This is a genomic window from Pseudarthrobacter phenanthrenivorans (assembly GCF_036455295.1).
GTDB lineage: Bacteria > Actinomycetota > Actinomycetes > Actinomycetales > Micrococcaceae > Arthrobacter > Arthrobacter phenanthrenivorans_C.
Genome location: NZ_JAYXNX010000003.1, coordinates 374,177 through 388,764 on the forward strand (window position 1 = coordinate 374,177; position 14,588 = coordinate 388,764).

Sequence of the window (14,588 nt, forward strand, 5' to 3'; positions counted from 1 at the left end):
GACCTGCCATATACAAACTGACAAAATCTGCCTATAGTGTCAGAGTGACGAACCGACCGGACGAAATCATCGATGCCGCCTATGTGTGTTTCACCCGGCACGGCGCCCGCCGTACGACGATGCTGGACCTGGCAGAGCAGGCCGGCATCTCCCGCCCCGCGCTCTACCAGTACTTCCGCAGCAAGGAGGAAGTGTTCAGGGCACTGGTTGAGCGCCTGCTGGCCAATGCCCTCGCTGCCTCCGAGCGTGCGGCGAAATCCGAACACCAGCCCACGGGCCGACTGGCCGGGATACTGCTGGCCAAGCTCGAATTGGTGATGCGGATCTGGCGTGACAGCCCGGCGCACGCGGCAGAACTGCTGGCTGTGGAGACCCGCCTGGCGCCCGAGGCTCTTGGCCGGTACGACGACGCCATGCTGGCCCTGCTGGCCCGCACGATCCACGACGCCTACCCCGACGCCGACGCCCGGGACGCGGCAGAAATGCTGTTCGCCTTCACCCGGGGGCTGGAGGCCGGCGTCGCCGACCCCGACGCACTGCCGGACCGGCTGCGCCGGGGCGTGGCCATCTTCGCCGCCGGCTTTAAGGCCTACACCCAACCACCTGAGGACCAACCATGACCACTGCAGTTCTGATCACCGGAGCTTCCTCCGGCATCGGCAGGGCCACCGCCGAGCGCCTGCTCCAGCGGCCCGAATTCACCGTGTACGCCACCGCGCGGCAGACCGAAACCCTGGCCGGCCTGGCTGCGGCCGGAGCCAAAGTCCTGGCGCTCGACGTGACCGACGAATCATCGATGGCGGCGGCCGTCCGCGCCGTCGAGGAAAACCACGGCAGCGTTGGCGTCCTGATCAACAACGCGGGCTACGGCGAATACGGCACGATCGAGGAAGCAGACCTTAACGCCGTCCGGCAGCAGTTCGAGACCAACGTGTTCGGTTTCTCCCGGATGATTCAGCTGGTCCTGCCCGGGATGCGGAAGGTAGGAACCGGCCGGATCATCAACATCGGCTCCATGGGCGGCCGGGTCACCTTCCCCGTCGGCGGCTACTACCACGCCACCAAATACGCCGTGGAGGCCATCACCGATGCGCTCCGTTTCGAGACCGCACCCTTCGGCATCCAGGCCTCCTTGATCGCCCCGGGCCTGATCCGCACCGGCTTTGGCGCAACCGCCGCCCGGACCCTGGCCGCCTCGGGAAAGACGTCAGGCCCCTACGCGGCACTAAGGGCCGCCGCGGACGAGCAGATGGCCACCTCCTACGCGTCGCCGGTCCTCGCTGCCGAACCCGACGCCGTCGCCAGGGCCGTTGAGCATGCAGCGACCTCTCGGCGGCCACGGGACCGTTACACCGTTACCCCGGCTGCAAAGGCCATTGTGCAGTCCCGCCGGTTCCTCGGGTCCGGCCTGTTCGATGCCTACCTCCGCCTGCAGTTCAGGAGCAGCAAATGAACCCCACCGCTGGCCGGCCCGCAGCCCGGTCCTAGAACGGGTAGGGGGCGATGTCCGGGCGCATGGTGAGCCACTGGATCTCGGTAAAGGACTCCATGTTGGCGTGGTGGCCGCCGATCCTTGAACCGTTCCCGGAGTTCTTCATCCCGCCGAACGGGGAGTTGGCCTCATCGGAGACGGTTTGTTCGTTGATGTGGACTTTGCCGGAGTCCAGCCGGTCTGCGATGGCCATGGCCAGACCAACGTCCCCCAGGATGCCGATCGAGAGGCCGTACTCGTTGTCGTTGGCCAGCGCCACGGCCTGGTCCACGGTGGAGAACTTCATGACCGGTGCCACAGGGCCGAAGATCTCGTCCTTCCACGCCGGGCTGTCCTCGGCCAGGTCCACCAGCACGGTGGGCTGGTAGAAGCGGCCGTCGTGGGTGCCGCCGGCGGCCAGCCGGGCGCCGGCCCGCACCGCGTCCTGGACGATCCCGTCCACCCGCTGCAGCTGCCGTTCATCGATGACCGGTCCCAGCGCCACGGTGCCGCTCTTCGGATCGCCCACCGGCAAGTGGGAGGCCTTCCCGGACAATGCGGCAACGTAGTCGTCGTAGATGTCTTCATGCACGATGTGCCGGCCGGCCGCCATGCAGATCTGGCCCTGGTGCATGAACGAGCCGAATGCTGCCGCGGACGCCGCCTTGGCCAGGTCAGCTCCGGGCAGCACGATGAGCGCATTGTTGCCGCCCAGTTCCAGGTGGGCGCGCTTGAGCAGCCTGCCGGCAGTCTCGCCGATCTTCCGGCCGGCCGCCGTCGAGCCGGTGAAGGCGATCACGCGGACCTCGGGGGCTTCGACGACGGCGGCGCCGATCTCTGCGCCTCCGGGCAGCAGTGAGAGCAGTCCCTGCGGGAGTCCGGCTTCCTCGAAGATTCGCATCACGGTGACGCCGCCGCAAACCGCTGTCCGGGGGTCCGGCTTGAGCAGCACGGCGTTGCCCAGCGCCAGGGCGGGGGCCACAGCGCGGATGGAGAGGATCAGCGGGAAGTTGAACGGCGCAATCACGGAGACGACCCCAACGGGGCGGCGACGCGCGAAGGACCAGCGGTTCTCGTTGGAGGTGAGAACGTCTCCGGCCGGCAGTGAGGGCAGCGCGGACGCGTCATAGCATTCGTTGGCGGCGATGTGCGTTTCCAGCCCGGCCTTGGGCGGTATCCCCCCGGATTCGCGGACAAGCCAGTCCTGGATCTCGGCTGCGTGCTCCTCCCAGAGCTGTCCGGCCCGGCGCAGTATTGCGGCCCGGTCCTCCGGGTTGCGGGCGGCCCATTCCTTTTGCGCCTTTGCAGCGGCCGTCGCGGCTTCCCGCACGTCCGCAACGGAGGCGACGCCGTAGCTGCCCAGCTGCCCGCCGGTGGCCGGTTCGATGCTGGTGCCGGTCCCGCCACCGCCCGCCCGCCAGCCGTTGAGGTAGATCTTGCCTTCCCAGAGGGCGGAGTCGAGCAGGGACATGGGGGTCCTTTCGTTGTTCCGAACGGCAGGCGTCCGGCCCCGAAGGCGGGCGCGGGTCAGTCCCGTCCATCACATGCTGTGCGGACGGCGTCGTCAAGGGCCCGGCGGGGGTATCTGGGCAGCGGGGCCCGTTCAGGTGCCTAGGCTGAGGCCGGGCGTGCGTTCCGGGCCGCCGGGTTTCGACGGGCCAGCCGTGCGGCCACCAGATAGGCAATGCCGGTAATCAGCGGGACGACGCTGGCGGCGGCAAGCGAGCCCGCAGGCCCCGACCGGCCAATGATCGTGATCAGCAGCGGCAGCGCACCAACCGCCACCAGCAGCCAGCCGGCCGTGCCGGACCGTTTCAGTCCCAGGACAGCGGCCGGGAAGGCCAGGGCGACGACGCCGACCGCCACGACCGGTCCGTTCGAATCCTGGAGGCTGCGGGCCGTCGCCGGGTCGAGGGCGAACCAGACACAGATCGCGAGGAAGACCACGGTCAACGCCCCCAGCAGGGGAGAGGCTCCGCCCGGCAGGAACCAGGCGAGGGCCGCGAGGGCCACCATTGGAACAACCCAGGACAGGATCATTACCAGCCCTGCCACGCCGCCGGGCTGTTCCATGGCGTAGCCGCCGGTGAAGGCCGCTGGGAGCACGGTGAATACCGTCATGAGTACGGCGCCCGCCTTCACCAGTGCACGGGCCCGGCGCTGCGGATCCTTCTCCCTGATCAGGACTACTCCGGCCACGGCGGCGAGCACCACCGCGGCGAAAGCCAGAATAACGGGGAAGGACATCGGTGCCTCCTGCAGACGGTGGAATCCTGTGGCCAGTCAACTCCTGCGGGACACCGCTGCCAAGGGAACAAAGCCCCGCAAGCAGCTAGGCCGCCGCCGCCTGGAAGTGCCGTTCGATGAGGCCCTTGATGTCCTCGTGGCACCCGCCGCAGCCGGTCCCCGCGCGGGTGGCCTTGGAAACTTCCGGAACCGTGGAGCAGCCGTCGGCCACAGCCGCCGTGATGGCAGCACCGCTCACCCCGGCGCACCGGCACACCGTGCCGGCGGGGTCGGCGGAGGCTCCGGGCAGCTGGTCCGGCCCGTCCAGACGCAGCAGCAGTGACCGGTCCGCCGGCAGCTCGGCGCCGCGTTCGAAGAGCCCCACCAGTTCAGCGGCGGTCCGCGGCATGCCCACGGCTACAAGGCCTTCGAGCACGCCTCCGCGGGTAGTCATTTTGACATACCGGCCATGTTCCGGATCCGCCCATTGGGCCACCTGCAGGCGCGGCCGGCCTGCTGCGGCTCCGGCCGTGAGGGCTTCTTCGTCCCAGGGGTCCGCCGAGTTGTCGCCGGCAACGGCCATGTTCATGCCCCGTGCCTTGAGGACCACGACGCCGGGCTGTTCCGGGGGCAGCGCGGGCAGAAGTTCCGCCCCGGCTGAGCCCGCCGCGAGGAGGGTGAGATATTCGGCCAGCCATTCGGCCTGCCGCCATCCCGGGCCCACCAGCCCGGACGGACCCTTGCTGTTGCGGCAGGCGGCGCAGCCCGGATCAGGGCAGCGGACTTCGGCGCAGTCTCCGATGGCGAAGATGTGCGGTTCGTGGTGGGCCCGCAGCCGGTGGTCCACCAAAATCCCGGTGCCGGTGGACAGGCCGCAGCCCTCGGCCAGCTCTGTCCGGGGACGCACGCCGCACGAGATGACCAGGAGGTCGCCGTCGATCGCGGAGCCGTCGTCGAGAAGCAAAGCCGAGAAGCCGCCGTCGGGCGCGTTGTGCTCAACCCCGGTAGAGCGGGCATTGCCCGCCACCCGGACGCCGCACCGGCGAAGTCCAGCCGCCAGGACAGCCCCGCCGCCCCGGTCGATGCTGCGGCCCAGCGGATGCGGCCCGTTGTGGACCACCGTGACGGTGGCGCCTTCCTCCGCTGCAGCCAGTGCGGTTTCCAAGCCCAGGACGCCGCCGCCCAGCACCACCACCCTCTTGCCGCCGTCCACCGCCGCCCGGAGTACGGCGGCGTCGCGGAGGTCCCGCAATGCCGTGACGCCGGCGGGCAGGACGGGGGAGGAGGGGTCCGGATTGATGCCAATGAGGTTGGGGATCACAGGCCGGGACCCGGTGGCAAGCACCAAACGGTCGTAGTGGACCGCCGCACCGTCCGAGAGCAGGACCTGCTGCCGCGCCCTGTCGACGCGCCTGGCCCGGAGGCCCAGGCGGACGTCCACACCCTGCGCGGTGAGTTCAGCAGCATCGGCAAGGGCCAGTGCGTCCGCGGTGGCCCGGCCGACGCCGAGGTCGGCGACCAGGACCCTGTTGTACGCAGCTTCAGCCTCCGCGCCCACCACGGTGAGCCGGACGTGGCCTGCGCGGACGGCTGGCAGGAGTTCGTCCACCAGCCTGGCGGCCACCGGGCCGAATCCCACGATGACAATCTGCTCGCTCATGAGGCCTCCGTCGTTTGCAGTTGGCGGGCGGAACCGGGCGCAGGCGCCGGCCGCACCCATACCGTGTTGAATTTGAATTCGGGCATCCCGGAGACGGGGTCCGTGGTGGCTTCGGTCAGCCGGTTGGCGCTTTCGGAGCCGGGGAAGTGGAAGGGCAGGAAGACCGTCTCGGGCCGGATGGCAGTACTCAGTTCGGCCCGGCACAGCACCTCGCCGCGCCCGTTGGAGACGGACACCAGTGATCCGTCCGTGATGCCCAGGCCCTCTGCGGCGGCCGGGTGGAGCTGGGCCCTGGCCTCCGGCTGGGCGGCGAGGAGCTCGGCGATCCGGCGGGTCTGGGCGCCGGACTGGTAATGCTCCAGGAGCCGTCCGGTGATGAGGGTCATGGGTGTGCCGGCGTGGTCCGGTGCCAGTCCTGGGGGAGTATGACGGCGGCGCGGCGCCACCGGGACCAGGACCGCCTTGCCGTCGGGGTGGGCAAACCCGTCCAGGAACAGTCGTGGGGTTCCGGTGCTGCCTGCCGGGTAGGGCCAGTAGGCCGCCTCGCCCCGGTCCAGCATGGCGTAGTCGATGCCGGAGTAGTCGGCCAGTCCGCCCGCGGAGGCGAGCCGCAGTTCCTCGAAGACCGTTTCGGGATCCTCGCTGTAGGTGGAGGGGGCGTCCAGCCGCTCCGCGAGCCGGGACATGATCCACAGTTCGCTGCGGGCGCCGGCGGGAGGGGAGATGGCGCGGCGGCGGCGGAGGACGCGTCCCTCCAGGTTGGTCAGGGTCCCGTCCTCTTCGGCCCACTGGAGGACGGGAAGGATGAGGTCTGCTTCCGCGGCGGTTTCGGACAGGAAGAAGTCGCAGACAACCAGGAAGTCCAGGCTCCGCAGCCCCTGGATCACGGCGTTGGCGTCAGGTGCTGCCACCGCGATGTTGGAGGCGTGGACGAAAAGGCACCGGACGCCGCCGGGCTTTCCGAGTGACTGCAGCAGCTGCACGGCGGGCAGGCCCGGGCCGGGGATCGTGTCTTCGGGAACGCCCCAGACCGCCGCGACGTGCGCGCGGGCTGCGGGGTCGGTGATTTTGCGGTACCCGGGCAGCTGGTCCGCCTTTTGTCCGTGTTCACGGCCGCCTTGGCCGTTGCCCTGGCCGGTGAGGGTGCCGTACCCGCTGCGGGCCGAACCGGGCAGGCCCAGCAGGAGGCTGAGGTTGATGGCGGCGGTGGCGGTGTCGGTGCCGTCCACATGCTGTTCCACGCCGCGGCCGGTGAGGATGTAGCTGCCGCCGTTGCGGGCGCCGGCGGCGAGCATCCGGGCGGTGTCGCGGATCAGCTCCGCGGGGACGCCGGTGATGGACTGGACGCGTTCGGGCCAGAAGGCGTTCACGCTGCGGACCACGGCGTTGTAGCCCGAGGTGCGCTCCCGGATAAAGGCGGCGTCCGCCAGGTTTTCGTGGATGACCACGTGGGAAAGGCCCAGCAGGAGGGTGAGGTCGGTGCCCGGGAGGGGCTGGAGGTGGAGCCCGCCGCCGTCGGCCGTGAAGGCTGCCGTGGCGGACCGGCGGGGATCCACCACGATCAGTCCGCCGGCGTCGCGGGCGCCCTTGAGGTGCTGCACGAACGGCGGCATGGTCTCGGCAACGTTTGATCCGAGCATCAGGATGGCGCTGGCCGTATCCAGGGCCTCGAGCGGGAAGGGCAGGCCGCGGTCCACGCCGAAGGCGCGTATGCCGGCAGCAGCTGCGGAGGACATGCAGAACCTGCCGTTGTAGTCGATGCGGGAGGTGCCCAGGGCCAGCCGCGCGAACTTGCCCAGCTGGTAGGCCTTCTCGTTGGTGAGGCCCCCGCCGCCGAAAACGCCGACGGCGTCCGCACCATGGCGGGCCTGGGTGTCCTTTACGGCGTTGGCAGCCAGATCCAGGGCCTGGTCCCAGCCGATGGGCCGGTGCACGCCGTCCGCCCCCTTCAGCAGGGGCTCGGTGATCCGGCCCGCGTGGTTCAGCAGGGAAGCCGACGTCCAGCCCTTCCGGCACAGGCCGCCACGGTTTGTGGGAAAGTCCCGGCCCTGGACCTCAATCTGCGCTCCCGGGACGGGTGCCGCTGCCCTAATTCCAGGAAGTACAGGCGCGGGGCCCGGCCCCGGCTGCACAGCCGGGGCCAGGTCCACGCGGGGAGTGAGCGTCATGGCGCACTGCAGCGCGCAATATGGGCAGTGCGTGTCGGCGCTTTTGGGCATGTTAGACGTGTCCCATCGCGTTCCGGCCGGCCTTGCGGATGTAGCAGGTCCAGCAGACCAGCAGCATCAGGATGTATGCGCCGACGAATCCGTAAAAGGCAGGGGTGTACGAGCCGCTTGCGGTGCTGGAGGCATTCAGGACCTGGGGAATCACGAAGCCGCCGTATGCACCGATGGCCGAGATCAGGCCGAGTGCCGAGGACGCCAGGCGCTGGGTGGCCACGGAATCTGCGCCCTTCCGTGCGGCCCGGCTGGACGTGGCAAAGATGACCGGGATCATCCGGTATGTTGCGCCGTTGCCGAATCCGCTGGCGGTGAAGAGCATCAGGAAGAGGACCAGGAAGAGCGGAAAGTTCTTCAACGGCAGGGTCCAGATCATCGTCAGCGTGATCACGGCCATGGCCCCGAACGCGGAGACGGTCATCCTGGCCCCGCCCATGCGGTCCGCCATGCGGCCGCCGTAGGGGCGTGCCAGGGAGCCCACCAGCGGGCCGAGGAATGCGAGGGACAGGGCCACGGTCCCCACCGAGATGGAGGAGAACGCCGGGAAGTAGTCCTTGATCAGCTTGGGGAAGACGCCGGCGAAGCCAATGAAGGAGCCAAAGGTGCCGATGTACAGCAGCGCCATGATCCACAGGTGCGGCTCCTTGAGCGCCGCCACTGAACCGGCCACGTCTCCCTTGGCGCTGGTGAGGTTGTTCATGTACTTGAAGGCGCCGAACGCGGCCAGCAGGATGAACGGAACCCACATCCATCCGGCCATGGGAAGGTTCACGGTACCGGCAGCCAGCAGGGTGACCACGATGGGAACGGCAAGCTGCGCGACGGCGGCGCCCAGGTTTCCGCCGGCGGCGTTCAGTCCGAGCGCCCAGCCCTTCTCCCTGGCCGGGTAGAAAAAGGTGATGTTGGCCATCGAGCTGGCAAAGTTGCCGCCGCCGAAGCCGGCCAGGGCTGCCACCAGGAGCATTACGCCGAACGGCGTCCCAGGGTTGGAGACGCAGAGGGCCAGCCCGGTGGAAGGGATCAGGAGCAGCAGGGCGGAGACGACCGTCCAGTTGCGGCCGCCGAAGCGGGGAACCATGAAGGTGTAGGGGATGCGGAGCGTTGCCCCCACCAGGCTTGGCATGGAGATGAGCCAGAAGATTTCGGAGGTGGAGAAAGTAAAGCCGGCGGCGGGCAGCTGGACCACCACAATGGACCAGAGCTGCCACACCACGAAGCCGAGGAACTCGGCGAAGATGGACCAGTTCAGGTTCCGCCGTGCGATGGCGCGCCCGGCTGACTCCCACTGTTCCTTGTTCTCGGCATCCCAGTTGGCGATCCAGCGGCCGGGGCGGAACTCAAGGACTGGGGTCTCTGTGGTGCGGGCGGGGCCGGGCTGCACGGCGGCCTCGACGGTGCGGTCAACAGTCACGGGTTGCCTCCTTCAGGGGGATGATGTTCCTCCCAAGGTAGGGACGGCGCGTTTCGCGGACCGTCGATGTTTGTTAACGAGCTGTGACTTTTGCCTATCCGCCCGCTTCCGGCTGCGTGAGGCCGGCCTCGCCCTGCAGAAAGTGAGACACGCAACACAGGTCCGGATAGTGGACGTTTCGTCCATTGACTGGACGGGGCGAAGTAAGATCGAACTCTAACTACTCGCGCCGGGAGGCAGGCTTCCCCTGTGCCCGGCCGGTCTCACGAAAGCGTTTACCTATGTCATCCACCGATACCACCGCGCTGCCTGGTGCACACCAGCCGGTGAACTCCCGCGGCCGCGTCATCGTGGCCAGCCTGATCGGCACCACAGTGGAGTTCTACGACTTCTACGTCTACGCCACAGCCGCAGTGCTCGTCTTCCCGAAGCTCTTCTTCCCCGGCGCCAACGAAACCACGCAGCTGCTGAGCTCGTTTGCCGTCTTCGGTGTGGCCTTCATCGCCCGCCCCCTCGGCTCAATCGTCTTCGGGCACTTCGGCGATAAATTCGGCCGCAAGGGCACGCTGGTGGCGTCGCTGCTGACCATGGGTATCGCAACGTTCCTGATCGGCTGCCTGCCCACGGCCCTGGTGCCGGGCTGGGAGTTCTGGGCCCCGGCGCTGCTGGTGGTCCTGCGCTTCGCCCAGGGCCTGGCGCTTGGCGGTGAATGGAGCGGCGCCGCGCTGCTGGCCACGGAGAACGCCCCGGCCAACAAGCGCGCCATCTACGGCACATTCCCCCAGCTGGGTGCCCCGATCGGCTTCATCATCGCCAACGTCATCTTCCTTGTGGCCAGCTACACCCTGACGCCGGAGGCCTTCGCGGCATGGGGCTGGCGCGTGCCGTTCCTGCTCAGCGCCATCATGGTCATCCTGGGGCTCTACGTCCGGCTCAAGCTGATCGAAACCCCCGCCTTCACCAAGGTGGTGGAATCCAACGAGGTGGCAAAGCTTCCGCTGGGCCGCGTCTTCAGGACCAGCTGGCGCCAGCTGATCCTGGGCACCTTCATTATGCTGGCCACCTATGTGCTCTTCTACCTGATGACCACGTTCACGCTGACCTACGGCACCAAGCCCACCCTGGAAGGCGCCAAGGCGGCAGCCGAAAAGGCAGGGAAGCCCATGACCGAGGCCGCTGCGGCCGCGTTCGTTCCCGGCCTGGGTTACAGCCGCAACGACTTCCTCTGGATGCTGATCGCCGGCGTCGTCTTCTTCGGCATCTTCACCCTGGTCTCCGGGCCCCTGGCCGAGAAGTACGGCCGCCGCAAGATGCTGATCGCCGTCACCGCCGGCATCTTCGTCTTTGGCCTGCTGTTCGTCCCGCTGTTCAGCGGCGGCTTCGCAGGCACCATGGGCCTGCTGATCCTTGGGTTCTCGCTCATGGGCCTCACTTTCGGGCCCATGGGAGCATTGCTGCCGGAACTGTTCCCCACGAACGTCCGCTACACCGGTTCGGCCATCAGCTACAACTTCTCCAGCATCCTGGGTGCCGCGGTGGCCCCGTTCATCGCCGTGGCCCTGTGGGAGCAGGCAAAGGGAAGCCCCTTCCTGGTGGGTGTCTACCTGACCGCCATGGCGGTGCTGACCCTGATCGCGCTGTTCCTCACCCGTGAAACCCGCGACGTCGACTACGAGAACAACGTGGCCTGACGCCCCTGGAAAATGCCCGGCGGACCCTGGTGGCCTGCCGGGCATTTTTGTGTTCAGCGGGCGTAGCGGGCCACGAAGTTCTTCAACACCGTCATCGGTTCGGTGACCGTAAACCTGCGGGCGTTGGCCATCAGTTCCTCCGCGGACTCGGGCGGAAAATACCCGGCGTGCCGGTAAATGTCTATGCGCGTCACCAGGCCGTCAGTGTCCAGCTCCGGGTGGAACTGGGTGGCGTACAGGTTGGTCCTGATGCGGAACATGTGGACCGGGCAGGTGGCGGAGCTGGCCAGCAGTACCGCGTGCCTGGGCAGCAAAGTCACAGCCTCCTTGTGTCCGGTCAACGCCGTGAAGGTCTGTGGCATCCCCTGCAGGACGGGGTCCTGCAGTCCTTCTTCGGTCAGTTCCACCTCCACGGCGCCCAGCGGCTCGCCATAGGTGCGGTCAATCACGGCGCCCTGGTGGCTGCCGAGCGTGCCCACCCCGTAGCAGGCGCCCAGGAACGGGAAGTCCAGGGCGACCAGCTGGTCCAGGAGGGCGGACAACTCGCGTTCCACACGGTGCTGGACCAGGCTCTTATGCTCCGGCGGGTCGCTGGAAGTGAACGGGCTGCCGCCCACGATCACGCCGGAGTACTGTGACAGGTCCAGGGCCGGCAGGGGCGCGGCTTCGAGCCGGACCCGGTGCAGCTCCCGCTCTTCCAGTCCGCCGTACCTCAGGTACGCGGCGTACTCGTCCTCGGCGGCCGCATCCTCCGCCCGGGAGGCCAGGAGCAGGAAAGGCAGCATGTGCTAAGTCTGCCTCCTGGCGCAGCCGGCCGCCAGCACACGGCAGGCGGGCCCCAAGCCAGGCGGCAGGCGGCAGGGCGCGGTCTCAGGCAGGCGGCTGCATCAGCGACCGGCGGGACTGTGGCCGGGCTGCCGGGTCCGCGTGGCGGTGCACCAGCTTCCAGTAGCCTTCCTCGCGCCGGAAGATGCTGGTCACGCGGAGCGCGAATTCCTCGGTGGCGGCCGCCTGGTCCAGCCGTGCCCGGAAGTGTTCGGTCTCCACCAGGTAGGCGGTGTCACGGGCGGTATAGGAGACCACGGTATCGAAGCCCAGCATTTCGCCGTCCCGGAACTGCCGGGCGGCCTGGTCCAGCCGTGCTTCCACCTGGGCCCAGCCGCGGGCAATGCCGCCGAACGGATTGGCAAGGGTGACGTCATCCAGCCGGGAGTACAGGTCCTTGATGGGTGCCGGGTTGCCCCGGGTGATCTCGGGGACCGCCTGGTGGTAGCGGTCCACTTCTTCCTGGAAACTTGGTGCGAGCATGGCTGGCCGGGCCGCTTTCTAGTCTTCGATGGTGGCGATGATGGCGCCTGCCGACACCGTTTCGCCTGCGGTTGCTGTCAGTCCGGTGATGGTGCCGGAACGGTGTGCGGTGAGCGGCTGCTCCATCTTCATGGCCTCCAGGACCACAACAAGGTCACCTTCGGTCACCACATCGCCGTGGGAAACGGCCACCTTGACGATGGTTCCCTGCATGGGGGAGGTCAGGGCGTTGCCAGTGGCGGCGGCGGGGCCTGCCGAACGGGAGCGCTTCTTGGACTTGGCCGGCTTGCCGGCTGCTGCGGCGCCAGGCGTGCCCAGGGACGCCGGGAGGACCACTTCAAGGCGCTTGCCGCCCACTTCAACCACCACGCGCTGGCGGTCCCCGGCAGTACCGTCGGCATCAGCGGTGCCCTCCGGAGTCCACGCGGGAAGGTTGTTGGTGAATTCGGTTTCGATCCAGCGGGTGTGGACTGTGAACGGGCCTTCGGCGGGCGCAAACGCGGGGTCGGAGACCACTGCGAGGTCGAACGGGATGACGGTGGGAATGCCTTCCACCACCATTTCCTCGAGTGCGCGGCGGGCGCGCTGCAGGGCCTGCGGGCGGCTTGCGCCGGTGATGATGAGCTTGGAAAGCATGGAGTCGAAGTTCCCGCTGATCACGTCGCCCTGCTCCACGCCGGAGTCCACGCGGACGCCGGGGCCGGTGGGGTTCTTCAGGACGCGGAGCGTACCGGGGGCGGGCAGGAAGTTCCGGCCCGGGTCCTCGCCGGTGATGCGGAATTCGATGGAGTGTCCGCGCACTTCGGGGTCGCCGTAGCCCAGTTCCTCGCCGCGTGCCAGCCGGAACTGCTCGCGGACCAGGTCGATGCCGGTGACTTCCTCGGAGACGCAGTGCTCCACCTGCAGGCGGGTGTTGACCTCAAGGAAGGAAATGGTCCCGTCCTGGCCCACCAGGAATTCGCAGGTACCGGCACCGAGGTAGCCGGCCTCCTTCAGGATGGCCTTGGAGGATTCGTACAGCCGGCGGTTCTGGTCCTCGGTGAGGAACGGTGCCGGGGCCTCCTCCACGAGTTTCTGGTTGCGCCGCTGGAGCGAGCAGTCACGGGTGGACACCACCACCACGTTGCCGTGGGCGTCCGCCAGGCACTGGGTTTCCACGTGGCGCGGGGCGTCCAGGAAGCGTTCGATGAAGCATTCGCCGCGGCCGAAGGCAGCAGTGGCCTCACGCACCGCGGATTCGTACAGTTCGGGAATTTCCTCGCGGGTGCGGGCCACCTTGATGCCGCGTCCGCCGCCGCCGAAGGCGGCCTTGATGGCCACCGGAAGCCCGTACTGGTCCACGAAATCCAGGACCTCGTCAGCGGATTCGACGGGGTCGGCGGTGCCGGGCACCAGCGGAGCGCCCACCTTTTCCGCGATGTGCCGGGCCTGGACCTTGTCGCCCAGGGCGGAGATAGCTTCGGGGGAGGGGCCAATCCAGGTGATGCCTGCGGCAATCACCTTGGCGGCGAATTCGGCGTTCTCGGCGAGGAAGCCGTAGCCGGGGTGGATGGCATCGGCGCCGGACTGGCGGGCGGCGTCGATGATCTTGTCCATGACCAGGTAGGACTCGGCGGCGGTGGTGCCGCCCAGGGCGTAGGCCTCGTCAGCGAGCCGGACGTGCAGTGCGTCGCGGTCCGGGTCTGCATAGACGGCGACGGACGTAAGGCCCTCATCCCGGGCCGCCCGGATGATCCGCACGGCGATTTCGCCGCGGTTGGCGATCAGCACCTTTGTGAGGCTCGGCTGCGTGGTTCCTGCGGACTGCTCCAAATTTGCTGACAAGGCGTCTCCTTCTTTCCTTCAGGGAGCCTAGCGCGGTTTTGAGGGTTCCGCCGATATTACTTGCGGAATCCGCGTGTAAAGCAGCCCTCCTTTGTAGGGAAGCTACAAGGAGGGCAGTAAATGGAGTGCTTTACCGCGGCGGCCAGAGGTCCGTGATGCGCACGTTGGCGGCGGCGAGCAGGCCTCTGAGGGTGGAGACGGAAAGGCCGACGACGGCGTGCGGGTCGCCGTCGACCTTCCGGATGAAGGCCCCGCCGAGGCCGTCGATGGTGAAGGATCCGGCGCAGTGCAGGGGCTCGCCGGTGGCGATGTAGGCGTCGATCTCTTCCGGGTCCATGTCCTGGAAGGAAACCTCGGCGGAGGCCACCGCCCCCAGCGTGGCGCCCGAGCCGCGGCCCGCGCCGCCGTCGTCGTCCGTGTCCCTGCAGTCCACCAGCCAGTGCCCTGTGTGCAGCACCCCGGCGCTGCCGCTCATCCTGAGCATGCGTTCGCGGGCAACCTCGGCGGTGTACGGCTTGCCGTGCGCTTCGCCGCCGAACTCGAAGACCGAGTCGCAGCCCAACACCAGGGCGCCTTCCGCTTCCGGCAACGACGCAACGGCCTCCGCCTTGGCCCTGGCCAGCAGCAGCGCCGTGTCGTGCGGGTCGGTGACGCCGTACTTCGCCTGGACGGCATCCTCGTCGACGTCGGACACCAGCACGGTGTGCCGGATGCCGGCTTCCGCCAGGAGTTTGGTGCGGGCGGGGGACTGGGAGGCGAGAATCAGATGCAGCAC

12 protein-coding genes are annotated in these 14,588 nt (G+C 68.3%); 3 read left to right on the plus strand and 9 right to left on the minus strand.

Annotated elements, in window-relative coordinates; all coding sequences use genetic code 11:
* Positions 1-44 precede the first annotated feature (44 nt).
* Both VXJ37_RS05920 and VXJ37_RS05925 read left to right on the plus strand, forming a co-directional pair.
* Complete coding sequence (locus tag VXJ37_RS05920; RefSeq protein WP_331322125.1) at positions 45-620, plus strand: TetR/AcrR family transcriptional regulator; 576 nt, start codon at positions 45-47, stop codon at positions 618-620.
* Entirely contained in the window at positions 617-1,453 is an 837-nt protein-coding gene (locus tag VXJ37_RS05925; RefSeq protein ID WP_331322126.1) for an SDR family NAD(P)-dependent oxidoreductase, read from the plus strand. The genes VXJ37_RS05920 and VXJ37_RS05925 overlap by 4 nt, the downstream gene beginning before the upstream one ends.
* A gap of 31 nt (positions 1,454-1,484) precedes the next feature.
* Here VXJ37_RS05925 and VXJ37_RS05930 read toward each other — a convergent pair whose 3' ends face one another.
* The 5 genes from VXJ37_RS05930 to VXJ37_RS05950 all read right to left on the minus strand — a co-directional run bounded on the left by VXJ37_RS05930 (position 1,485) and on the right by VXJ37_RS05950 (position 8,990).
* Complete coding sequence (locus tag VXJ37_RS05930) at positions 1,485-2,942, minus strand: benzaldehyde dehydrogenase (protein ID WP_331322127.1); 1,458 nt, start codon at positions 2,940-2,942, stop codon at positions 1,485-1,487.
* Between the two features lie 140 nt (positions 2,943-3,082).
* Positions 3,083-3,718 (minus strand): hypothetical protein, encoded by a 636-nt coding sequence (locus VXJ37_RS05935; RefSeq protein WP_331322128.1) that lies wholly within the window; start codon positions 3,716-3,718, stop codon positions 3,083-3,085.
* A gap of 85 nt (positions 3,719-3,803) precedes the next feature.
* On the minus strand, positions 3,804-5,357 hold the full coding sequence (locus VXJ37_RS05940; protein ID WP_331322129.1) for an FAD-dependent oxidoreductase: 1,554 nt from the start codon (positions 5,355-5,357) through the stop codon (positions 3,804-3,806).
* On the minus strand, positions 5,354-7,576 hold the full coding sequence (locus tag VXJ37_RS05945; RefSeq protein ID WP_331322130.1) for a molybdopterin oxidoreductase family protein: 2,223 nt from the start codon (positions 7,574-7,576) through the stop codon (positions 5,354-5,356). Before VXJ37_RS05945 ends, VXJ37_RS05940 begins: the two co-directional genes overlap by 4 nt.
* Before the next feature lies 1 nt (position 7,577).
* Positions 7,578-8,990, minus strand: coding sequence for an MFS transporter (locus VXJ37_RS05950; RefSeq protein ID WP_331322131.1), 1,413 nt, complete (start codon positions 8,988-8,990; stop codon positions 7,578-7,580).
* 281 nt (positions 8,991-9,271) lie between these two features.
* Here VXJ37_RS05950 and VXJ37_RS05955 point away from each other — a divergent pair, with 281 nt between their 5' ends.
* Positions 9,272-10,681, plus strand: coding sequence for an MFS transporter (locus VXJ37_RS05955; RefSeq protein WP_331322132.1), 1,410 nt, complete (start codon positions 9,272-9,274; stop codon positions 10,679-10,681).
* A 53-nt stretch (positions 10,682-10,734) separates the two neighbouring features.
* Here the strand turns inward: VXJ37_RS05955 and VXJ37_RS05960 are convergent, their stop codons facing one another.
* From VXJ37_RS05960 to VXJ37_RS05975, 4 genes are all read right to left on the minus strand, one after another.
* On the minus strand, positions 10,735-11,466 hold the full coding sequence (locus tag VXJ37_RS05960; protein ID WP_331322133.1) for a glutamine amidotransferase: 732 nt from the start codon (positions 11,464-11,466) through the stop codon (positions 10,735-10,737).
* A gap of 85 nt (positions 11,467-11,551) precedes the next feature.
* Positions 11,552-11,989: a YybH family protein gene (locus VXJ37_RS05965; RefSeq protein WP_141940647.1), complete on the minus strand. Its 438-nt coding sequence runs from the start codon at positions 11,987-11,989 to the stop codon at positions 11,552-11,554.
* Between the two features lie 18 nt (positions 11,990-12,007).
* On the minus strand, positions 12,008-13,813 hold the full coding sequence (locus tag VXJ37_RS05970) for an acetyl/propionyl/methylcrotonyl-CoA carboxylase subunit alpha (protein ID WP_440589777.1): 1,806 nt from the start codon (positions 13,811-13,813) through the stop codon (positions 12,008-12,010).
* Between the two features lie 130 nt (positions 13,814-13,943).
* A complete protein-coding gene (locus VXJ37_RS05975) occupies positions 13,944-14,588 on the minus strand; it encodes a Maf family protein (RefSeq protein WP_331322134.1) in 645 nt (214 codons plus the stop codon).